At 69.6% G+C, this 21380-nt stretch carries 19 protein-coding genes; 12 read left to right on the top strand and 7 right to left on the bottom strand.

Features of this window, described 5'->3' with window-relative positions; all coding sequences use genetic code 11:
* Positions 1–124: 124 nt before the first annotated feature.
* Positions 125–1201 carry an SRPBCC domain-containing protein gene (locus L3Q67_RS41215; protein WP_499186817.1) on the top strand — a complete coding sequence of 359 codons (1077 nt, stop codon included), beginning with the start codon at positions 125–127 and terminating at the stop codon, positions 1199–1201.
* Positions 1202–1219: 18 nt separating this feature from the next.
* Positions 1220–2170, top strand: a complete 951-nt coding sequence (gene ligD, locus L3Q67_RS41210) for a DNA polymerase domain-containing protein (RefSeq protein ID WP_499186816.1) — start codon at positions 1220–1222, stop codon at positions 2168–2170.
* Positions 2171–2176: 6 nt separating this feature from the next.
* Here the strand turns inward: ligD and L3Q67_RS41205 are convergent, their stop codons facing one another.
* Positions 2177–4285, bottom strand: a complete 2109-nt coding sequence (locus tag L3Q67_RS41205; protein ID WP_499186815.1) for a UvrD-helicase domain-containing protein — start codon at positions 4283–4285, stop codon at positions 2177–2179.
* Positions 4286–4725: 440 nt separating this feature from the next.
* Here L3Q67_RS41205 and L3Q67_RS41200 point away from each other — a divergent pair, with 440 nt between their 5' ends.
* Together L3Q67_RS41200 and L3Q67_RS41195 are read left to right on the top strand one after the other, a co-directional pair.
* Positions 4726–5004: a type II toxin-antitoxin system Phd/YefM family antitoxin gene (locus L3Q67_RS41200; RefSeq protein WP_499186814.1), complete on the top strand. Its 279-nt coding sequence runs from the start codon at positions 4726–4728 to the stop codon at positions 5002–5004.
* Positions 4997–5401, top strand: a complete 405-nt coding sequence (locus L3Q67_RS41195; RefSeq protein ID WP_499186813.1) for a type II toxin-antitoxin system VapC family toxin — start codon at positions 4997–4999, stop codon at positions 5399–5401. Before L3Q67_RS41200 ends, L3Q67_RS41195 begins: the two co-directional genes overlap by 8 nt.
* Before the next feature lie 50 nt (positions 5402–5451).
* On the opposite strand, the gene L3Q67_RS41190 is transcribed toward L3Q67_RS41195, so the two are convergent.
* Entirely contained in the window at positions 5452–6129 is a 678-nt protein-coding gene (locus tag L3Q67_RS41190; protein ID WP_499186812.1) for an MBL fold metallo-hydrolase, read from the bottom strand.
* A gap of 191 nt (positions 6130–6320) precedes the next feature.
* On the opposite strand from L3Q67_RS41190, the gene uvrA reads away from it, so the two are divergent.
* From uvrA to L3Q67_RS41175, 3 genes are read left to right on the top strand one after another with little or no spacing between them, the layout of a single operon-like run.
* Entirely contained in the window at positions 6321–9182 is a 2862-nt protein-coding gene (gene uvrA / locus L3Q67_RS41185; protein WP_499186811.1) for an excinuclease ABC subunit UvrA, read from the top strand.
* Positions 9183–9213: 31 nt separating this feature from the next.
* A complete protein-coding gene (locus L3Q67_RS41180; protein ID WP_499186810.1) occupies positions 9214–9669 on the top strand; it encodes an SRPBCC family protein in 456 nt (151 codons plus the stop codon).
* A 12-nt stretch (positions 9670–9681) separates the two neighbouring features.
* Entirely contained in the window at positions 9682–10554 is an 873-nt protein-coding gene (locus L3Q67_RS41175; protein ID WP_499186809.1) for an alpha/beta fold hydrolase, read from the top strand.
* A gap of 101 nt (positions 10555–10655) precedes the next feature.
* On the opposite strand, the gene L3Q67_RS41170 is transcribed toward L3Q67_RS41175, so the two are convergent.
* The gene (locus tag L3Q67_RS41170; RefSeq protein ID WP_499191769.1) at positions 10656–11978 is read right to left on the bottom strand and encodes a cation:dicarboxylase symporter family transporter; all 1323 of its coding nucleotides are present in this window, start codon (positions 11976–11978) and stop codon (positions 10656–10658) included.
* A gap of 190 nt (positions 11979–12168) precedes the next feature.
* Here L3Q67_RS41170 and L3Q67_RS41165 point away from each other — a divergent pair, with 190 nt between their 5' ends.
* From L3Q67_RS41165 to L3Q67_RS41150, 4 genes are all read left to right on the top strand, one after another.
* Positions 12169–13761, top strand: coding sequence for a sensor histidine kinase (locus L3Q67_RS41165; RefSeq protein ID WP_499186808.1), 1593 nt, complete (start codon positions 12169–12171; stop codon positions 13759–13761).
* Positions 13758–14429: a response regulator gene (locus L3Q67_RS41160; protein ID WP_499186807.1), complete on the top strand. Its 672-nt coding sequence runs from the start codon at positions 13758–13760 to the stop codon at positions 14427–14429. Before L3Q67_RS41165 ends, L3Q67_RS41160 begins: the two co-directional genes overlap by 4 nt.
* Before the next feature lie 82 nt (positions 14430–14511).
* The gene (locus L3Q67_RS41155; RefSeq protein WP_499186806.1) at positions 14512–15015 is read left to right on the top strand and encodes a SigE family RNA polymerase sigma factor; all 504 of its coding nucleotides are present in this window, start codon (positions 14512–14514) and stop codon (positions 15013–15015) included.
* Positions 15012–15938, top strand: a complete 927-nt coding sequence (locus L3Q67_RS41150) for an LCP family protein (protein WP_499186805.1) — start codon at positions 15012–15014, stop codon at positions 15936–15938. The genes L3Q67_RS41155 and L3Q67_RS41150 overlap by 4 nt, the downstream gene beginning before the upstream one ends.
* On the opposite strand, the gene L3Q67_RS41145 is transcribed toward L3Q67_RS41150, so the two are convergent.
* Positions 15939–17297 carry a serine hydrolase domain-containing protein gene (locus L3Q67_RS41145; protein ID WP_499186804.1) on the bottom strand — a complete coding sequence of 453 codons (1359 nt, stop codon included), beginning with the start codon at positions 17295–17297 and terminating at the stop codon, positions 15939–15941.
* A 100-nt stretch (positions 17298–17397) separates the two neighbouring features.
* Here L3Q67_RS41145 and L3Q67_RS41140 point away from each other — a divergent pair, with 100 nt between their 5' ends.
* Positions 17398–18120: a TetR/AcrR family transcriptional regulator gene (locus tag L3Q67_RS41140; RefSeq protein ID WP_499186803.1), complete on the top strand. Its 723-nt coding sequence runs from the start codon at positions 17398–17400 to the stop codon at positions 18118–18120.
* Position 18121: 1 nt separating this feature from the next.
* Here the strand turns inward: L3Q67_RS41140 and L3Q67_RS41135 are convergent, their stop codons facing one another.
* From L3Q67_RS41135 to L3Q67_RS41125, 3 genes are read right to left on the bottom strand one after another with little or no spacing between them, the layout of a single operon-like run.
* Complete coding sequence (locus L3Q67_RS41135) at positions 18122–19516, bottom strand: beta-N-acetylhexosaminidase (protein ID WP_499186802.1); 1395 nt, start codon at positions 19514–19516, stop codon at positions 18122–18124.
* Entirely contained in the window at positions 19513–20424 is a 912-nt protein-coding gene (locus L3Q67_RS41130; protein ID WP_499186801.1) for a carbohydrate ABC transporter permease, read from the bottom strand. The genes L3Q67_RS41135 and L3Q67_RS41130 overlap by 4 nt, the downstream gene beginning before the upstream one ends.
* The gene (locus L3Q67_RS41125; protein ID WP_499186800.1) at positions 20421–21380 is read right to left on the bottom strand and encodes a carbohydrate ABC transporter permease; all 960 of its coding nucleotides are present in this window, start codon (positions 21378–21380) and stop codon (positions 20421–20423) included. The genes L3Q67_RS41130 and L3Q67_RS41125 overlap by 4 nt, the downstream gene beginning before the upstream one ends.

Below are 21380 nucleotides of genomic sequence, written 5' to 3'. Positions count from 1 at the left end.
CGCAGGTCACCCGAATGGCGTCACGGGATCATCACGCCCGGGTTGTTCCTTGACTGGCTCGACGGGGCCACCTATGGTCAACGCATCCGTTGATAAACGAGTTCGTTGACTAAGGAGTCGAAGGATGACCGGCACGACGATCACCGCCCAGCCCGGCACCCCGTTCATCGAGGTGGTCCGCGAGTTCGACGCGCCGCCGCAGCTGCTGTTCCGCGCCTCGACCGACCCGGAACTGCTGGCGCGGTGGATGGGGCCGCGCGAGGTCGAAATCCGCGTGCTCGAGTTCGACGCGCGCCCGGGAGGGCGTTACCGCTACGTGCACACCGACAACGAGGGCGAGTACTACTTCAACGGCGTCTTCCACACGGTGGTGCCGAACCAGCAGATTGTTCAAACCTTCGAGTACGAAGGGTGGCCCGGCAGCGTCAGCCTCGAGTCCTCCACCTTCGAGGACCTCGGCGGCCGCACCCGGTTGCGCAACCGCAGCGTTTTCCCGAGCGTCGAGGCCCGTGACACCGCGGTGGAGAGCGGGATGGAGTACGGCATCCGCGATTCGATGGACCGCCTGGCGGCGCTGGTCGGCCCGGCCAGAGGACTGGTGGTCGTGGACATCTCCATGTCGCTGGACGGTTACGTCACCGGGCCGAACCCGGACACCGAGCACGGCCTCGGCATCGGCGGCGACGACCTGCACCTCTGGGCGATGGGGGCGCGCTCGGGCAAGCGGGACAAGGAGGTGCTCGACGCCGCCTACGAGCGGTCCGGCGCGGTGATCATGGGCCGGCGCCTGTTCGACTTCATCGACGGCCCGACCGGCTGGAACGAGGAGGTCGGCTACGGCGCGGAGCGTGATCAGAGCGACGCCCCACCCGTCTTCGTGATCACCCATTCGGTGCCCGAGAAGGTGCGGTTGTCGGGCCGCCGGTTCAACTTCGTCACCGACGGCCTGGAAAGCGCGCTCGAACAGGCGCACGCCGTCGCGGGCGGCAAGGACGTGGTGATCATGGGTGGCGGGGAGACCTGCGGCGCGTTCCTGCGGGCCGGGCTGGCGGACGAGCTGGTACTGCACCTCGCGCCGGTGGTGCTCGGCGGGGGCACGCCGCTCTTCGCGCCGGACGCGCCGGTGCGGCTCGACCGTGTCGCCTCCGTGTCGACCCCGGCGGCCGAGCATCTGACCTATCGTGTGCGCAGGACTTCCTGACCCGGACGAGGTGGGCCGATGGCTGCGGACGAAGAGCGCGACGGGGTGCCGCTGACCAACCTGGATCAGCCGCTCTTCGACGAGTCGGGGGCGACCAAACGGGACCTCGTCGACTACCTCGACGCCGTCTCGGACCGGATCATCCCCGGGTTGCGCGGCAGGCCGCTTTCGGTGGTGCGCGTGCTGCGCGGCCGGGCGCCGTTCATGCAGAAGAACGTCCCGAAGAACACGCCGGAGTGGGTGAAGACCGTGGCGCTGTGGGCGGACAGTTCGAAGCGCGAGGTCTCCTACGCGCTCTGCGATGACCGGCCGACCCTGCTGTGGTTCGCCAACCAGCGGGCCGTCGAGTACCACCCGACGCTCAGCCTCGCCGAGGAGCGCGCGCACCCGACGCACCTCGTGCTCGACCTGGACCCGCCCGCCGGCGACCACTTCGACGTGGTGGTGCGGGCGGCGTTCCTGGTCCGCGAGGCACTGGCGAACGACGGCCTGCGGGGCGTGGTGAAGACCAGCGGCTCGAAGGGCGTGCACATCTTCGTGCCGCTCGCGCCCACCCAAGCCATCGACGACGTCGCCGCGGCGACGCGCGCCGTCGCCGCCCGCGCCGAACGCATCGACCCGGTGCTCGCCACCACGGCGTTCATCCGCGAAGACCGGGAAGGCAAGGTGTTCCTGGACTCCACCCGATCCGGCGGCGCCACCGTGGTCGCCGCCTACAGCCCCCGCCTCCGCCCCGGCACCCCGGTCTCGTTCCCCGTCGCCTGGGACGACCTCGACCGGGTGAAACCCGCCGACTTCACCCTGCGCACCGCCCTGGCCCTACTGGGCGAGTCCGACCCCTGGGCAGCGCAGATGCCCGAGCCGCAACACCTGCCCGCGGACCTGGTCGAAGAAGGCCACACCATCCCGATCGCCCGGGTGCAAGCCATGCACGAAGGAAAACGCCGAGCCCGAGCCCGCCGCGAATAACCGCGGTCAGTGACCGTGCCGCTTCAGCCACTGGGGAGTGCAGCAGAATTCGCAGGGTTCGAGTTCGCCTGGCCGTACCGCCGCCCAGGCGACCGGAACCTTGTCGTGCACGTTCTTGCCTTGGCGCTCTGACCGGCTTTGGCCCTTCCGGAGCCAGTTGCAGTGCTGATCGTTGTGGTAGGCGTTGCCGCCCCGCGTCCGATAGCCCCGAGGCAGGACTCCGCGTGGGGGCTTCTTGCAGGTCCCGCACCACTCGATCGGCATCTCGTGCACGCACTCCACCACGGCCGGGGGCGGTGTGGGCGGTTCGGGCTCTCGATCGAGCTCGGTTTCCGCAACGACGCCCCACCAGAGGAAGTCGCGTGCGCGGGTCGCGGCGACCAGGCGCTGCCGACTGCGCAGATCACGGGCTTCCTGTTCGTTCTCGACCGATTTGTCCGGGACATCGACGACCAGAACGGCCTGGAAGTCCAGCCCCTTGGCCCGATGCACCGTCCCGACCTTCAGCCGGTCATCCGTTTCCCCGCGGTAGTGTTCCAGCAGGGTCATGGGAATCCCGGCCTCACGCAACGGTTTGGTGCACAGGGACAAGTCTCGATGGTGGAACACCACGAGTGCCGTTTGCCCGAGTGGCACGGAAAGCTGCTCGACTCGGGTGCGCAACGCTGCTCCGAGTTCGGCTGCCGGGCCGCGCCAGGACAGCGTGGTGCCACCGGAGTTCACCGATTCGACGTCCAGCAGAGCGACCCCGCTCGCGCCGTCGAGGTCGTCGACTTCGTTGTCCGCGTCGAAGCGCTGGGCGAAAGCCAGCACTTCGGCCCGGTTGCGATAGTTGACCCGCAGCACTTCACCGCGTCCCTGAATGGGGATCCCGGCGTCGGAAAGACGCCAGCCACCGGGGTACACCTGCTGCTGTCCATCGCCGACCAGCAACAGCCGGTCGGGGCCGTCCCCGGCGAGCTCGCGGAGGAACCGCAATCCGGTCAGCGTTATGTCCTGGACCTCGTCCACCGCCACCGCGGCGTACGGCTCGTCCAGCGGCCGTTCCGACAATTCGGTATGCGCGACGCTGACCATGTCGTTGTAGTCGTGGAGATCGCGTTCGGCCAGTTTCTCCTGATAGGTCAGGTAAAGCTGCCAGAACAGTTCTTTGTGCCGCGGGGCCAGGCGCATCCCACGACCCCGCCGCGAGATGCCCACGTATTCCTCGAACGAGGTGATACCACGGCCCTTGATGACCCGGTCCACTTCGGTCCAGCAGTACTCCTGGTGGGGAACGATCGGTTCCAGTGCGTCGCGGTGGTGTGACCAAGCACGGGAAAAGGCGGTTCGGATCTGGGTGGAGTTGACGTTGAGCCGATGGCCGCGGGCGGTCAGGAACCTGCCCAGCCAGGCGTGCAGGTTGATGAACTCCACCCGGTCCGCGACTTCCGGCGCCAGGCGCCGGAAGGAAGCTTCGGTGACCGGAGGGAGATTCTTCACGAAGGTCGTGAGCAACAGCGGACCCGGCGCATGCCTCGCCAAGTGCCGGAGCCGGTGTAGCAGGACAACGGTCTTACCGGTGCCCGCCGGACCGCTGATCCGGGCCGGGCCGTTGTACCGCCGGGTCACGATCGCCAGTTGCTGGGGGTGCAGGAAGGTCAGCCAGGAATCGAATGACCGGGTTTGGGCAGCCGCCACCTGGTCCGCGGTGAGATCTTCGGCGAGGAGGAGCCCGTCCGGCTCGGGCGCGCGTTCCGGTTTGGGGACGGCCAATCGCAGGTAGTCAGCGAGGCGTGGCGCTGCCTGTTCGGTGATCGCGGTGATCTGCTTGCGATTGAGGTGGGCCAGATCGCGCCGGAAAAGTTCGTTCAGCTTCGTTTCATCCACCGCCCAATACGGCCGATCGTTCCGGTGCGAATTTCCAGTGGTCCGGCCGGCAGTGACGAGGACCAGGTGAACGGCGCTGCCGGCGAGGAGTTGGCCTCGATGATCACGGATACCGGCCAGTCGCTCCTCGGCGTGGCGGCGTATCGCCTGAGCCGCGGCCGCGTCAGGCGGTTGTTCGGCGACGATCACGGCGTATACGCCAGTCGGACCGAACAGGAACGCATCGGCTCTGCTGTGGTCTTTCACGGGAAGAGCACGTCGCAGCAGAAGTGACCAGCTTTGCGCGGTTCGGACCAGCAGCCCTTCGAATACCCGTCGTTGCAAGGGCGTGAGATCGGGGAGAGCTCGTCTCAGCCTCTCGGACGCTTCTTGCTCCACAAGTCGTGCGGCATGCCTGCTCAGATTCACGCGACCTCCCCGAAACAAGAGCTTCTGGTCGGCAACGGTAAATCCAAGATCATCGACTAGGTGGCTTCCGGCGTGATTCCACTCCGATGCCGTAGGAATAGTGCTTGTTCGTGCACTGGGTGCAGTCTGGGACGGTAAGCACAGGAAATGCGCACGAGGTGGTTTCACGGTCGGCTTGGGGTGTGCCTGTACGGCCGACCGCTGCTCGTCCGAGGACAGTCAAGCCGGCGAGCCAGCTGTGCGTAGCTCGGCGAGCTACACGGGGCTACACTCGTCTCATGAAGGTGATCACCCAGCGCGAGTTCCGCAATAACTCCGCTGCCGTCATGGACGCCGTCGAGGCCGGCGAGATCTACCACGTCACTCGCAACGGCGTCGAAGTGGCTGAGCTGCGGCCGCTACCGCGTAGGCGTCGCCTCACTGCCGACGAGTTGGTGGAGCGGCATCGGAAGTTGCCCACGGTCGAGGCTGCCCAGATGCGCCGGGAGGCCGATGAGTTCTTCGGCACCGACGATCGTGTGGACTCTGATGACGCGTGGGAGCGATCTCGTGACTGAACGTCACGAGGCGGGCGTGCTCGACACCTGTACTTATATCGACCTTGGCCTGCTCGATCCTGCTGTACTACCCGAGATTCCCGAACTCACCGCTGTCACCATGGCTGAACTGCATCAGGGCGTGGCGATGGCAAAGGACGTCGCCGTCCGTGCGGCGCGCACCGAGAAACTCGGTGCCGCCATCGTCGACTTCGTGCCGCTGCCGTTCGACGGTGAGGCGGCCGCCCGCTACGGAACATTGGTGGCGCTGGTTCTCTCGGCGAAGCGAGACCCTCGGCCTCGCCGGATGGATCTGATGATCGCCGCCATCGCGTCCTCGCGACAGTTGCCGCTCTACACCCGCAACGCGGACGATTTCAAAGGCTTGGGCAACATGGTCGAAGTCGTTGCTGTCTGAACAGTGTCGAAGGCATGTCAAAGTGCACGTGGCAGCCCGCGTCGCTTAACTCACCAGCCGCGCTCGCGCCATTCGTTCAGGTGTGGGCGCTGCTCTCCGAGGGTCGAGTCGTCCCCGTGACCCGGGTAGAACCACGTCTCGTCCGGCAACTCGTCGAACACCCGTGATGTCACGTCGTCGATCAAGGAAGTGAAGTCCTCAGGCGTGGTCGTCCGTCCTACGCCTCCCGGGAAGAGGGAATCGCCGGTGAAGAGGTGTGGGGGGCCTGCGGGGTCCCGGTAGAGCAGGGCGATGGAGCCCGGGGTGTGACCGCGCAGGTGGATGACTTCGAGCACACTCTCGCCGACCGTCAGGGTGTCGCCGTGTTCGACGAGGAAGTCGGGCGGGACGGGCAGCGGTTCGGCGTCGGCGGGGTGGGCGGCGGTGTTCGAGCCGTTCGCGCCGGCCACCGCGCCCAGTGCCTGCCAGTGGTCGGCGTGCTGGTGCGTGGTGACCACGGTGCGTAACGCCGGGCGGTCCGGGCCGTGGCCGATCAGGTCCGAAATGCGCTCCGGGTCGGCCGCCGCGTCGATCAGCAGGGCCTCTCCGCTGGACCGGCAGATCAGCAGGTACGCGTTGTTGTCCATCGGCCCGACCGACAGCTTGGTGATGGTCAGCTTCGGCAGGGTCCGCCGGGCGGCGTCGCCGCCCGGTTCGACATGGCCGGTGTAGGTGTCCACGACGTTCACGCGTCGAACTCTAGTACGAATCACCTCACCCCATCGAACCCGCCGCGCGGGGGCACGTACCCTCGAACCCGGCGCGAATTCGCAGCCCCACCAGGCAGGACCTCCACGATCCGAAATTGTCGGTGGTGCGACCTAGCATGGAGGCGGCCGCCTCACACCCGGCCGTTCCGAATCCAGTGAAGGGACCTCGCGTGGCAGATCGCCTCGTTGTTCGCGGTGCCCGTGAGCACAACCTCCGCGGTGTCGACATCGACCTCCCGCGGGACAGCTTGATCGTGTTCACCGGCCTGTCCGGTTCGGGCAAGTCCAGCCTTGCCTTCGACACGATCTTCGCCGAGGGCCAGCGGCGTTACGTTGAGTCACTCTCGGCCTACGCCCGGCAGTTCCTCGGTCAGATGGACAAGCCCGACGTCGACTTCATCGAGGGCCTCTCACCCGCGGTGTCGATCGACCAGAAGTCCACCTCGCGCAACCCGCGCTCGACGGTGGGCACCATCACCGAGGTCTACGACTACCTCCGCCTGCTCTACGCCCGCGCCGGCAAGCCCCACTGCCCCAAGTGCGGCGAGCCGATCAGCAAGCAGACCCCGCAGCAGATCGTCGACCAGGTGCTCGAGATGGAGCAGGGCACCCGCTTCCAGGTGCTCGCGCCGGTGGTCCGCGGCCGCAAGGGCGAGTACGTCGACCTCTTCGCCAACCTGCAGCAGCAGGGCTACTCGCGGGTGCGGGTGGACGGCGCGGTGCACTCGCTGACCGATCCGCCGAAGCTGAAGAAGCAGGAAAAGCACGAGATCGGCGTGGTGATCGACCGGCTGGCGGTGAAGACCGGCTCGAAGCAGCGCCTCACCGACTCCATCGAGACCGCGCTGCGCCTGGCCGACGGCCTGGTCGAGCTGGAATTCGTCGACCTGCCCGAGCACGACACGCACCGCATCCGCGGCTTCTCCGAGCACCTCGCCTGCCCCAACGGCCACCCGCTGGCCGTCGAGGACTTCGAGCCGCGCTCGTTCTCCTTCAACTCGCCCTACGGCGCCTGCCCCGAGTGCACCGGCATCGGCATCCGCAAGGAGGTCGACCCGGAACTGGTGGTGCCGGACGACGAGCTGTCACTCGGCGAGGGCGCGGTGGCGCCGTGGGCCGGTGGCCAGAGCGCCGAGTACTTCCTGCGGCTGCTCGAATCGCTGGCCGAGACCATCGGCTTCCGGATGGACACGCCGTGGCGACGGCTGCCCGCGCGGGCGCAGAAGGCCGTGCTGCACGGCGTCGACGAGCAGGTGCACGTCCGCTACCGCAACCGCTACGGCCGCCAGCGTTCTTACTACGCCAACTTCGAGGGCGTCATCCCGTTCCTCGAGCGCCGCCAGGAGCAGACCGAGTCCGAGTACATGCGCGAGCGGTACGAGGGCTACATGCGCGAGGTCCCGTGCCCCACCTGCCAGGGCACGCGGCTCAAGCCGGAGATCCTCGCGGTCACCCTGGAGCACCGCACGCACGGGCCCCGGTCGATCGCCGAGGTCTGCGCGCTCTCGGTGGACGAGGCTTCGGAGTTCCTCAACGGCCTGTCGCTGGGCAAGCGCGAGTCGATGATCGCCGGTGCCGTGCTCAAGGAAATCCAGGCGCGGCTGCAGTTCCTGCTCGACGTCGGCCTCGACTACCTCTCGCTGGACCGCGCCTCCGGCACGCTCTCCGGTGGCGAGGCGCAGCGCATCCGGCTGGCCACGCAGATCGGCTCCGGCCTGGTCGGCGTGCTGTACGTGCTGGACGAGCCGTCCATCGGCCTGCACCAGCGCGACAACCACCGGCTGATCGAGACGCTGACCCGGCTTCGTGACCTCGGCAACACGCTGATCGTGGTCGAGCACGACGAGGACACGATCCGCTCCAGCGACTGGGTGGTCGACATCGGCCCCGGCGCCGGCGAGCACGGCGGCCACATCGTCCACAGTGGACCGTACAAGAAGCTGCTGAAGAACAAGCAGTCGCTGACCGGGGACTACCTGTCCAAGCGCCGGGAGATCGCCGTGCCGGAGATCCGGCGCCCGATCGACCGCAAGCGCCAGCTGACCGTGGTCGGCGCGCGCGAGCACAACCTGCGCGGGCTCGAAGTCTCCTTCCCGCTCGGCTGCCTGGTCTCGGTCACCGGGGTCTCCGGCTCCGGCAAGTCCACGCTGGTCAACGACATCCTGGCCACGGTGCTGGCGAACAAGCTCAACGGTGCCCGCCAGGTCCCCGGCAGGCACACCCGGATCAAGGGCCTGGACAACGTGGACAAGCTGGTCCGCGTCGACCAGTCGCCGATCGGGCGCACCCCGCGGTCGAACCCGGCCACCTACACCGGCGTGTGGGACCACGTGCGCAAGCTGTTCGCGGCCACCACCGAGGCCAAGGTCCGCGGCTACCAGCCGGGCCGGTTCTCGTTCAACGTCAAGGGCGGGCGCTGCGAAGCGTGCGCGGGCGACGGCACGATCAAGATCGAGATGAACTTCCTGCCGGACGTCTACGTGCCGTGCGAGGTGTGCAAGGGCGCGCGGTACAACCGCGAGACGCTCGAGGTGCACTACAAGGGCAAGACCGTCTCGGACGTGCTGGACATGCCGATCGAGGAGGCCGCCGAGTTCTTCGAGCCGATCAAGGCGATCCACCGGCACCTGGCGACCCTGGTCGACGTCGGCCTCGGGTACGTCCGGCTCGGCCAGCCCGCGCCGACGCTGTCCGGCGGTGAGGCGCAGCGGGTCAAGCTGGCCAGCGAGCTGCAGAAGCGCTCGACCGGCAAGACGGTCTACATCCTCGACGAGCCGACCACCGGGCTGCACTTCGAAGACATCCGCAAGCTGCTCGGCGTGATCAACGGCCTGGTGGACAAGGGCAACTCGGTGATCGTGATCGAGCACAACCTGGATGTGATCAAGACCTCCGACTGGCTGATCGACATGGGTCCCGAAGGCGGGTCCGGTGGCGGCACGGTGGTCGCGGAGGGCACGCCGGAGCAGGTGGCCGAGACCGAAGGCAGCTACACGGGCGAGTTCCTCCGGGAAATCCTGCCGATCGGCTGAATGATCGGGCGGATCTGTCCATAATGGCCGCGTGCGGGTGAACAACTACCGGTTTCGCGACGTCTGGCTGGTGGAGGCTCCGGTGCGGCCGGTGTTCGCCGCACTGGTCGATCTGGCTGCCTATTCCGAGTGGTGGCCGGATGTGCGATCGGTGCGGCAGGTGGCCGACGACACCGCGGAGCTCCTCTGCCGCGCGCGATTGCCGTACGAGCTGAGGATCACCATGACCAGGGTCGAGGAGAACGAGCGCGACGGCAGGCTGCTGGTGGACCTCGGCGGGGACCTCGAGGGTTCGCTCGGCTGCCTGCTCTCCGCGCAGGACGGCGGCACCCGGCTGGACATCACCCAGCAGGTGGTGGTGAACAAACCGCTGCTGCGGCTGCTCTCGCCGGTGGCGGCGCCGGTGTTCCGGGCGAACCACGCGCTGATGATGCGCCGCGGCCGCCGTGGCCTTGCCGAACGGGTGGGCACGGTCACCGGGAGGTGATTGACTGGCTCCATGGGGAGAGTCGGTCATTTCACCACGGTCGAGGGGCGCGCCCGCTACTTCGCGGCGTATGACGAGGCGATGCGGGAGTGCCCGCCGGAGCGCACGGAACTGGACGTGCCGAGCCGGTACGGCACGGTGCGCGTCTACCGCTACGGCTCGGCGGGCGGCGCGCCCATCGTGCTGCTGCACGGCTCGCACGCGAGTTCGGCGATGTGGGCGCCCAATCTTCCCGGCCTCATCGCCGAGCGCACCGTCTACACCGTGGACACGCTCGGCGAGCCGGGGCGCAGCGTGCAGACCTCGCCGATGCGCGACGGCGCCGAGCGCGCCAGGGCGCTGGAGGACGTGTTCGAGGAACTGGGGCTGGACGGCTTCCACCTCGCGGGGTTGTCCGCCGGTGGCTGGCAGACGCTGAACCAGGCGCGGCACTTCCCCGGCAGGCTCGCCTCGATCGCGTTGTTCGACCCGGCGAACACCCTCGGCAAGCTGACCAAGCGCTTCTACGCCGGGGCGACGATCGCGTTCCTCTGGCCGGGCGACGCGCTGATGAAGCGGTTCCTGCGCTGGTGCTCGGGCAATCCGCCGTCGATGGACGTGCCCGCGGCGAAGGTGCTGCTCGCCGGGATGAGCGAGTTCCGGACCGGCTTGCCGCCTCTCGCTTATCCGGACGACGGTGTGCTGCGGTCGGTCCGGCTACCGGTTTTCGCCCTGATCGGCGGCCGGAGCGTGGTGCACGACCCGGAGGTGGCGGCCGAGCGGGCGCGGACGTTGTTCCCGCGGGCCGAGGTGGAGTTGTGGCCGGAGGCGACGCACGCGCTGGTGGGGGAGCAGCCGGAGCGGACGGTCGAGCGACTGCTGGAATTCGTGTCGGACAAAGGCTGACGCGGTCGCGAGCCCTGGGGGAAGCTCGCGACCGCGTCAGGGCGGCGGTTGGACTCTGGCGCGGAGCGCTCCGTTGAGGGTGGTGGTGGGCGACGGGCGGGCTAGTTGACCGCCGCGGGCTCCCGCTGCGGCGGCGTGGCTTCGTCGCCGCCGGCGGGTTTGTGGTCGTCGATCAGGGTGGCTTCGTTGAACGGGTCGTCCCCGCCGAACACCCGCTGTGCCTGGGTGCGGTCGAACTCCTTGGTCCACGAGCCGATCAGCACGGTGGCCACCGCGTTGCCGGCGAAGTTGGTCACCGCGCGGGCTTCGGACATGAACCGGTCGATGCCGAGGATGAAACCGACGCCGTCGACCAGTTCGGGGCGGTGCGACTGCAGGCCACCGGCCAGCGTGGCGATGCCGGCGCCACTGACCCCGGCCGCGCCCTTGGAGGCGATGATCATGAACACCAGCAGCGAGATCTGCTCGGTGACCGGCAGCGGGCTACCTTGCGCGGTGGCGATGAACAGCGTCGCCATGGTCAGGTAGATCGCGGTGCCGTCGAGGTTGAACGAGTACCCGGTGGGCACGGTGATGCCGACGACCGGCTTGCTCACCCCGAGGTGCTCCATCTTCGCGATCAGCCGCGGCAGCGCCGATTCCGAGGACGAGGTCGACACGATCAGCAGGAACTCGCGGCCGAGGTAACGCAGCAGCGAGAACAGGTTGACCCGGGCGCCGAACCACAGCACCGAGCCCAGCACGACGAACACGAACAGCAGGCAGGTGGCGTAGAAGCCGAGCATGATCACCGCGAGGCTCTTCAGCGCGTCCCAGCCGGTTTCGCCGACCACCGCGGCGATGGCGCCGAACGCGCCGATCGGCGCGGCCCACATGATCATCGCCAGGATCCGGAACACCAGCCGCTGGATGTGCTCGATGCCGCGCAGCACCGGCTCGCCCACGCGGCCCATCTTCTGCAGCGCGAACCCGGTGAGCAGGGCGACCAGCAGCGTCTGCAGCACTGAACCTTCGGTGAACGCCGAAACCAGGCTTTCCGGGATGATGCCGAGCAGGAAGTCGACGGTGCCCTCGGAACCTTCCGCCTGCTGCTGTGCCTTCGCGGCGGCTTCCGGCGTCAGGCTCAAGCCCTCGCCGGGGTGGAGGATGTTGCCGACGACCAGGCCGATCGCCAGCGCGAAGGTGGACATCGCGAGGAAGTACACGATGGCCATCAGGCCGACCTTGCCGACGCTGGCGGCCTTGGCCACCGAGCCGATGCCGAGCACGATCGTGCAGAAGATGATCGGCGAGATCATCATCTTGATCAGGTTCACGAACCCGGTGCCGAGCGGCTTGAGCTCCTTGGCCACGTCCGGCGCGGCGAAACCGAGGACCACGCCGAGCACGACGGCCGCGATCACGGCGAGGTAGAGGTAGTGCATCCGGTCCCGGCGCGGGGCGGGCGGAGCCGAACCGGCTGTGGTCGTCGGTGATGGCACCGTTGCCTCCAGGTTGCGTCAAGGTTTCCGGTGACTATGCGCACCCGGGTGAGCGGCGTCACGGTTGTGTTCATTTCGTTCACGAACCGCGCCACATCGACGCCCCGCGCGGCGGGTGTGCTGGTATGTGGGCGTGTCGAACCGGTGGAGCCTCGCGCGCCAGCTCCTGCTCGTGCAGGTGGTGCTGGTCGCGGTGCTGGTCGGCGGCGGGGTGACACTGGCCTATGTGGACGCCGAACGGGCCACCGAGGACCGGGCGGTCGAGGAGGTCACCGCGGTCGCGGTCACCGTCGCGGACTCGCCGAGCGTGCGGACCGCGGTGCTCGGCCCGGAGCCGAGCGGGGTGCTGCAGCCGTTCGCCGAGCGGGTCCGCGCGGACACCGGGGTCGACTTCATCACGATCATGGACACCGGCGGCATCCGGTACACGCACCCGAACCCGGCGCTGATCGGGCAGCCGTTCGTCGGCAACACCGCCGCCGCGCTGCGGGGCGAGACCTTCACCGAGACCTACACCGGCACGCTGGGGCCGTCCATGCGCGTGGTGGTGCCGGTGGAAGCCGAGCCGGGGCGGGTGATCGCGCTGGTGAGCGTCGGCATCACGGTCAGCACGATCAGCGCGGAACTGCGCGAGCGGGTGGTCACCGTGCTCGCCGTGGCCGGGCTGGTGCTCGCGGTCGGGTTCACCGCCAGCCTGCTGGTGAGCGCGCGGCTCAAACGGCAGACGCGGGGGGTGGCGCCCGCCGAACTGAGCGCGATGTTCGACTACCACGAGGCCGTGCTGCACGCCGTCCGCGAAGGGCTGGTGCTGATCGATTCCCGCGGGAAGATCGCGCTGATCAACGACGGCGCGCGGACCCTGCTCGACCTGCCGCCGGAGGTACAGGGCACCCCGGTCGCCGAGGCCGGGCTGCCCGAGGAATTGACCGCCGCGCTGCTCTCCGGCGAACCGCGGGCCGACGAGATCCACGTGACCGAAACCGGCGTGCTGCTGCTCAGCGCGCAGCCGGTGCGGTCGCGTGAGCGCTCGCTCGGCAGCGTGGTGACCCTTCGCGACCACACCCAGTTGCAGACGCTGACCGGTGAGCTGGATACCGTGCGCAGCTTCGCCGAGTCGCTGCGGTCGCAGGCCCACGAGTCGGCGAACCGGCTGCACACGGTGGTGTCGCTGGTGGAGATGGGCGAGCCGGAGGAAGCCGTGCGGTTCGCCACCGCCGAACTGGAGATCGCGCAGCAGCTGACCGATCAGGTGGTCGGCGCGGTCTCCGAACCGGTGATCGCGGCCCTGCTGCTGGGAAAGGCCGCCGAGGCCAGCGAGCGCGGTGCCGAACTGGTGCTCACGCCGGACACCGCGATGGACTCCGGCACCGGCGGACTGGACACGCGCGATCTGGTGACCATCCTCGGCAACCTGGTCGACAACGCGATCGACGCGGCGATCGCCGGCGCGAGCCAGGGCAGGCCGACGGTCTCGGTCACCGTGCGCCAGGAGCACGGCGAACTGCTGCTGAGGGTCGCCGACACCGGGCCGGGCATCGACCCGGCCAGCGCCGAGCAGGTGTTCCGCCGCGGCTGGACGAGCAAACCCGCCGAGGGACCGGCCGGGCGCGGGCTGGGGCTCGCGCTGGCCGGGCAGGCGGTGCGCCGCCACGGCGGCACGATCGGGATCTCCAGGGACGTCGGCGCGGTGTTCACCGTCCGGCTGCCGGTGCGGGGTGAGGCATGATCCGGGTGCTGGTGGTCGAGGACGATCCGGTGGTGGCCGAGGCGCACCGGCGGTACGTCGAGCGCGTCGCGGGCTTCACCGTGGTCGCCGTGGTGCACTCCGGCGGGGACGCGCTGCGGACCTGCGAACGGATGCCGGTGGACCTGGTGCTACTGGACTTCTTCCTGCCTGACAGCCACGGCCTGGCGGTGTGCCGGGCGCTGCGGGCGGCCGGGCTCGCGGTCGACGTGATCGCGGTGACCTCCGCGCGGGACCTGGCCGTGGTCAAGGCGGCGGTGTCCGTGGGCGTGGTGCAGTACCTGCTCAAGCCGTTCACCTTTGCCTCACTGCGGGAGAAACTGGAGCGGTACGCGCGGTTCCGCGACCGGTTCACCGAGTCCGGCGAGGTCAGCGGACAGGCCGATGTGGACGGTGTGCTGGCGACCCTGCGCTCGCCGGACCACCACGCGCTGCCCAAGGGCATGAGCGCGCAGACGCTGGAGACGATCACCGAGGCGCTGGCCACCGCGGGGGAGGGGCTGTCCGCGGGCGCGGCGGCCACGGTGGTCGGGGTGTCGCGCGTGACCGCGCGGCGGTACCTGGAGTACCTGGCCGACAGCGGCCTGGCCCGGCGGGAACCGCACTACGGGCAGGTCGGCAGGCCGGAGGTCTGGTACCGCCCGGCGTGACGCCGGTCACAGTGTTCAACAATCCGGGCCTCTGCCGGGGTTTCCCGTTCGCCCCACTCGAACCAGGCAGAAGGGAGCTGTGGTGCCGGACGGATTCGACCAGTTCGCCGCCGATCGGCTCGATCGGCTGCTGCGGTACGCCACCGCGGTGACCTGCGACCGCCACCTCGCCCAGGACATCGTGCAGGACGTGCTGCTGCGCGTGCAGCGCCGCTGGTCCCGGATCGAGCAGATGGACGCGCCCTACCTCTATGTCAAGCGGATGGTGACCAACGAGTACCTGTCGTGGCGCCACCGCCGTGCCGCCAGGGACATCGCGTCCTCCATGGGCACCCTCGACGCGCTGACCCCGCCGGCGGGCGACCCGGCGGTCCGGCACGCCGAGCGCGACGCCATGCGCGCCCGGATCGCGGTGCTGCCGCGCCGCCAGCGCGCGGCCATCGTGCTGCGCTTCTACGAGGACTGCACGGACCAGGAGATCGCCCAGGTACTCGGCTGCACGGAAAGCACCGTGCGCAGCCACATCTCCCGCGCGCTCGCCACGCTGCGCGCGGACGCCCGGATCCCAGCGGAGGTGCCGCGATGACCGACGAACAGCTGATCCGCCAGGCGATCGCCGACCAGGCGGGGCAGGCGCCGCCCGCCGAGGAGGTGCTGGCCGGGATGCGGCAGAAGCGCCGCCGCCCGGTCCTGCCGGTGGTGGCGGCCGCGCTCGTGGTGGCCGCCGGGCTCGTCACGGCCTTTCTGGTCGCCGGACCGTCCGCCACCCCGGACGCGCCGGTCGCCGCGGCACCCGCCGAGACGGACGTCCTGCTGATCGGGGTGGACGAATCGGGACGGGCCGACGCGATCCTGCTGGCCCGGCTGGACACGCAGGGGGTACTGCGTGCGGTTTCCCTGCCCCGCGACACGTGGACGGGCGAGGAGAAGCTGAGCCAGACCTTCGCCGCCCGGGGCGCCGACGGCCTGGTCGAGGCGGTGCAGGCGCTGACCGGGGTGCGGCCCGGCCACCACGCGGTGCTCGACGCGGCGGGGTTCGTCCGGCTGAGCGACGCCGTCGGCGGGGTCGAGGTCTGCCTGCGGAATCCGGCCGACGATCCACACAGCGGGGCGCGGTTCCCGGCCGGGAAGCAGACCCTCTCCGGCGGCGACGCGCTGGCTTTCCTGCGGCAACGGGCCGGGCTGCCCAACGGTGACCTCGACCGGACCGCCCGGCAGCGCGTGTTCCTGCAGAACCTGACCACGAAGCTCGCCGGGTCCACAATGGACTTCACGAAGCTGGCGGCAGGCAACCTGCGCACCGATCCGGACTGGGACCTCGCGGACTTCGCCGCCCGGGTCGATGCGGCAGGCGACATGGCGGTGATCCCCGTGCGCGGGTCCGCGGAGACCGGTGCCGGTTCGGTGCTGGAGGTGGACCCGGTGGCGGTGAAGTCCTTTGTGGACGGATTCTTCGCCGGTGCCCCGGGGAGCGGCGGTCCGGGTGGCGCCGCCCCCTGCGTCGACTGATCAGGCCCGTGGGGCGGCCCGCATGCCGGAGTAGAGGCAGAGGGTGCCGTCGGGCAGGGTGCTGAACACGATCGGCATCCAGTCCCCGGCGAAGGCCCCGAGTCCGGGCGCGGCGAACACGGTCTCCGAAACCGGCACCAGGTCCAGCTCCATCGGCGGCGCGAAGTGCGCCATGCCGCCGACGAAGGCGTACCGCAGGTGCGGCTTGCCGTCGCGCTCGGACACGGTCAGCTCCACGCCCTCGCGCAGGTAGGTGCCGTGGTAGCGGCCGAAGTCGACCACCGGCGGCTGCTCGGCGACGCCGAAGGCGGCGGGCATCCGCGCGCCGGCCAGTTCGCCGAGCAGCTCGCCGAAGAGGTCCGCGTAGAGGTGCCGGGAGTGACCGCCGTTGGCCAGCAGCACGGCGATCACCCCGGCCCGCGGGAACACCCGGAGGTAGGAGTACTGGCCGGTGGCCGCGCCGTCGTGGCCGTAGCCGGTGACGCCGTCCCAGTCGTAGAGCGTCCAGCCCAGGCCCCAGCCGTCGGAGCTGACCGTCCACCGGTCCGGTACATCGACCGCGTGCCGCTGCATTTCGGCCACGGTCCCCGCGTCGAGCACCCGGGTGCCGTCCGGTGCGGTGCCGCCGTCGAGGTGCACGCGGGCCAGCCGGACCACGTCGGCGGCGGTGGAGCACAGCGTGCCGCCGTAGGGACCGCCCGAGCGCGGGATCAGCGTCCACGACGGCATCGGCTCGTCGCCTTCGTGACCCATCGCGGCGCGGAACCGCAGGACGTCCTCGGGCAGGGTGACCGAGCTGGTCATGCCGAGCGGGGTGAGCAGGCGGTCCCTGAGCGCGTCGTCCCAGGTCTGGCCGGTGAGCACCTCGATGATCCGGCCGAGGACGTTGTACCCGGTGCTGCTGTAGGAGATCGCCGCGCCGGAGGTCACGTCCTGGGTGACTTCGTGGCACGCGTCGACGTAGCGGGCGAGGCAGTCGTCGCCGCGGCCGGTGTCCAGGGTGAAGTCGCCGCTGATGCCGCTGGTGTGGGTGAGCAATTGGCGCGGGGTGACGGTCTTGGTCGCCTCGGCGTCGGCCACCGCGAAGTCCGGCAGCACCTCGCGAACCGGCGCGTCGAGGTCCAGCAGCCCGGCGTCGGCGAGCTGCATGACCAGGGTCGCGGTGTGCACCTTGGTCACCGACCCGAGCTGGAACACCGAGTCGGTGGTGGCCGCCACGCCGGTGCCGCGGTGCAGCACACCGCTGGCCAGCTCGTGGATCTCGCCGTCGGCCAGCACGGCGAGCGTGGCGCCGGGCACCTGGTGTGCCGCGCGCAGCTCGTCGAACCGGGCCTGCCAGCGGGTGCGGTCGAAAGTCATGTCCTGCTCCTCGGGTGCGTACGACGTTCTCTTCTTGCGCACACTGTACGCATAGGGATCAACGTACGTCCATGCGCACACTGTGCGCTAGGCTGACGGCATGGCAGGTGACAAGCAGGCGATCCCCTCGGTGTGGACGCGGCCGCGTCGCGGCCGGGAGCAGCCGGCCCTGAGCCGGGAGCAGATCGTCGCCGAGGCGGTCCGGTTGCTCGACGCCGACGGGCTGGAGGCGCTGAGCATGCGCACGCTCGGCACCCGGCTCGGTGCCGGGGCGACCTCGCTCTACCGGCACGTGGCGAACAAGGACGAGCTGATCGAGCTGGTCGTGGACGAGGTCTACGGCGAGATCGAGGTGCCTGCCGGTGGTGAATGGCGCGCGGTCGCGCGGGGCTGCGCGCAGAGCATCCGGTCGATGATCGTGCGCCACCCGTGGATCGCCTCGGCGCTCGGCCAGGTCGGGCTGTCCTACCTGGGGCCGAACGTGATGCGGTTGAACGACGGCATGCTCGGCATCTTCGAATCGGCCGGGTTCACCCTGGCCGAGGCGGACCGCGCGCTGGGCGCGATGGTCTCCTACGTGATCGGCATGGGGATCACCGAGGCGGCGTGGCTGACCATGCTCGCGCGCAGCGGGAAGAGCGAGCAGGAGTGGGGCGAATACCTGCGGCCGACCGTGGAAGCGGCGGCGGAACCCTATCCACGCCTGAAGAAGCTGTTCAGCGAGACCACCACGCACGAAGATCCCGGCGAGGCGCGGGAAGACAGCTTCGAGTACGGCCTGGAACGTATGCTCGACGGCCTCGAGAACCGCCTGGGTCGCTGACCTAGCGGGGCCGGCCCGGGACGCCGGGGCGGGTCTGCCACGGGTGCGGCCCGGCGAGCGGGCGGTACTCGACGCCGAGCGCGTCCAGTCGCGGCAAGTGGGATTCCGTCAACCGCGCGGAGAACTCGTCGAAGTCACGCGGGCCGGTGGACCACACGACCTCCGAGAACGCGCACAGCCGCGGGAACGCCGCGTAGTCCACGCGCCGCACCGAATCGAGGTGCTCGGTCCACACCTGGGCCTGCGCCCCGAGCACCCGCGGACGCGCGTCCTCGGGCATTTCGGCTGGATACGGCTCGTAGGCGTAGACGTCCGCGAGCGTGCGCAGGTAACCGACCGGGATCGGCTCGTCCGGATGGTCCGACTGGCGGTGGTCCAGGTAGACGTGCTGTTCCGGGCACATCACCACGTCGTGGCCCTGAGCCGCCGCGAGCACCCCGGCTTCCTCGCCACGCCAGGAACCGATGATCGCCGAGGTCGCCGGCTTGCCGTCGAGGATCTCGTCCCAGCCCAGCGCGCGCCGCCCGCGGGCTTCGAGGTGCTCGATCATCCGGTCGACGAACCACGCGTGCCGCTCGGTCGCTCCGGGCACCTCGTCCCCGCCGATCGCGATCACCTCGCTGGGGAAGATGTCCAGCACCGCGTCGAACACCCGCCGGTAGAAGTCCGCAGTGGACTCGGTGGGGTCCAGCAGGCGCGGGTTGATCCCCCACGAGGTCCACACCTCGACCGGCTCGCCGCCGCCCAGTTCCGGGTACGCGGCGATGGCCGCCTGCGAGTGGCCCGGCACGTCGATCTCCGGCACCACGGTGATGTGCCGCTCGGCCGCGTAGGCGACGATCTCACGCAGGTCTTCGACGGTGTAGAAGCCGCCGTGCGGGCGGCCGTCGCGCTCCGGCCCGTCGTGCCTGCCGACCATCGACTCGTGGCGCCAGGCGCCGACCGAGGTCAGCCGCGGGAACCCGGGGATCTCCACCCGCCAGCCCTGGTCGTCGGTCAGGTGGAAGTGCAGCACGTTGAGCTTGTGCGCGGCGAGCAGGTCGACGAACCGCAGCACCTCGGCCTTGGTGCGGAAGTTGCGTGCCACGTCGAGCAGGCACCCGCGCCAGGAAAACCGCGGGTGGTCGACCACCACGCCGCACGGCACCTCGCCCGGCGCGGAACCGGCGGCCCGGAACGCGGACGGCCCACGCAACTGCCGCAGCGTCTCCATGCCGTAGAACCGGCCCGCCGCGGCGGAAGCGGTCAACGTGATCGCGTCCGGGGTGATCTCCAGCCGGTACCCCTCGGCGGGCAGCCCGGCGTCGTCCCGGTGCGTCACGGTATCCACAGTGGACACCCCGGGTGCCAGGGTGACCGAGACCGGGCGGGGGAGCAGTCCGTCGAAGCCGGTCACCCCTTCACCGCCCCCGCCATGCCGGAGACCAGTTTCCGCTGCACCAGCAGGAAGAACACCAGCACCGGGATGGTCATCAGCGTGGACCCGGCCATGATCGCGCCCCAGTCGTTCTCTTCGGGTTTGAAGAACACCAGGATGCCCAGCGGCAGCGTCTGGTTGCTGGTGTCGGAGATGATGAAGGTCTTGGCGAACAGGAAGTCGTTCCAGGCGTGGATGAACGAGAGCACGCTGGTCGCCACCAGGCCGGGCGCCACCAGCGGGAACAGGATCTGCCAGGTGAACCGGAACCGGCTGGCGCCGTCCACGGTGGCGGCTTCCTCCAGTTCGGCGGGCACCGCGGCGACGAACCCGCGCAGCATCCAGATCGCGAACGGCAGGGTGAAGGCCAGGTGCACCAGCACCAGCGACCCCAGTTCGTTCAGCCCGAACGCGGGCGCCACGTCCCCGACCGAGCGCATCAGGAAGAACAGCGGGATGGTCAGCGCCTCGATCGGCACCATCTGCGCCACCAGCAACATCACCAGCAGCACCGTGCGGCCCTTGAAGTGGAACCGGGTCAGCGCCACCGCGGCCAGGAAGGACAGCAGCATGGACAGCGCGACCACCACCACCGCGACGATCACGCTGTTGACGAAGTAGCGGCCCAGTCCGGCCGAACCCAGCACCCGCTCGAAGCTGTCGAAGCTGGGGGAGAAGGTCCACGGCCGCGGGTTCGCCGACTGGATCTCCCCGGCGGGCTTGAGCGCCGAGAGCACCATCCAGTACAGCGGGAAGGCCACGATCCCGGCCACCACCACGGTGATGATCTCCGCGATCAGCCTGCCCGGCCGCTGGGCGCGCCGCCGCCGCCTCGGCGTCCGGGTTTCGGTCCGCACCACCGGCGGCGCGGTCGCCGTCGCCGTCATAACAGCCCCGCTTCCCGTTTCTGCGAACGGACGTAGAGCGTGGTGATCGACAGCAGCAGCACCGTCATCACCACGCCGATGGCCGCGCCGAGGCCGTAGTCGGCCCCGGCGAACGCCTCCTGGTAGGCGTAGACGTTGAGCACCAGGTTCCGCCCGGCCAGCCCGCCGCCGTTGGTCATCACGTAGATCTGGGTGAACACCTTGAAGTCCCAGATGATCGACTGGATGGTGGCGATCATCAGCACCGGCCGCAGGATCGGCAGCATTACCGAGGTGGCGATCTTCGTCCACGAAGCACCGTCCAAAGTGGCCGCTTCGAGCACCTCCTCCGGGATCGCCTTGATCCCGGCGTACATGGTGATCATCACGAACGGGAACGAGCACCAGATCACCTCGGCGGCGACCAGCCCGAACGCGCTGTAGGTGTCGAAGGTCCACGAGTGCCGCGCCATGGATTCGAAGCCCAGGCCGGAGAGCACCTCGTTGACCAGGCCGAAGTCGGTGTCGAAGAGGAACAGCCAGATGTAGGACCCGGCCAGCGCGGGGGTCGCCCACGCCCCGAGCGCGGCGATGAACAGCAGCATGCGCGGCAGCGCGCGCACCCGGCCGGCCAGCACCGCGAGCGTGGTGCCGACCAGCAGGCTGCCGACCACGCAGACCCCGGCGAACCCGACGGTCTTCGCCAGCACCGTCCAGAACTGCGCTTGCCCCAGCAGCTTCGCGTAGTTGTCGAACCCGATGAACTCCAGCGGCGCGCGGCCTGCCGCCTGGGCCTGGCCGTAGTCGTAGAAGGAGATCAGCACCAGCTGGTAGATCGGGTACGCCAGGATCGCGAGCAGCAGGATCGCCGCGGGCAGCAGGTAGATCGCTGCCGCCCGCCCGTCGCCGCGCTTGCGGGACGGGCGAGCGGCACCACCGCGCGGCGGTTTCGCGACCGGGAGGATCTGCGTGGCCAT

The sequence above is a fragment of the Saccharothrix sp. AJ9571 genome, assembly GCF_021725495.1.
Lineage (GTDB): Bacteria > Actinomycetota > Actinomycetes > Mycobacteriales > Pseudonocardiaceae > Amycolatopsis > Amycolatopsis magusensis.
This window is presented reverse-complemented; position numbering and strand designations above follow the sequence as displayed.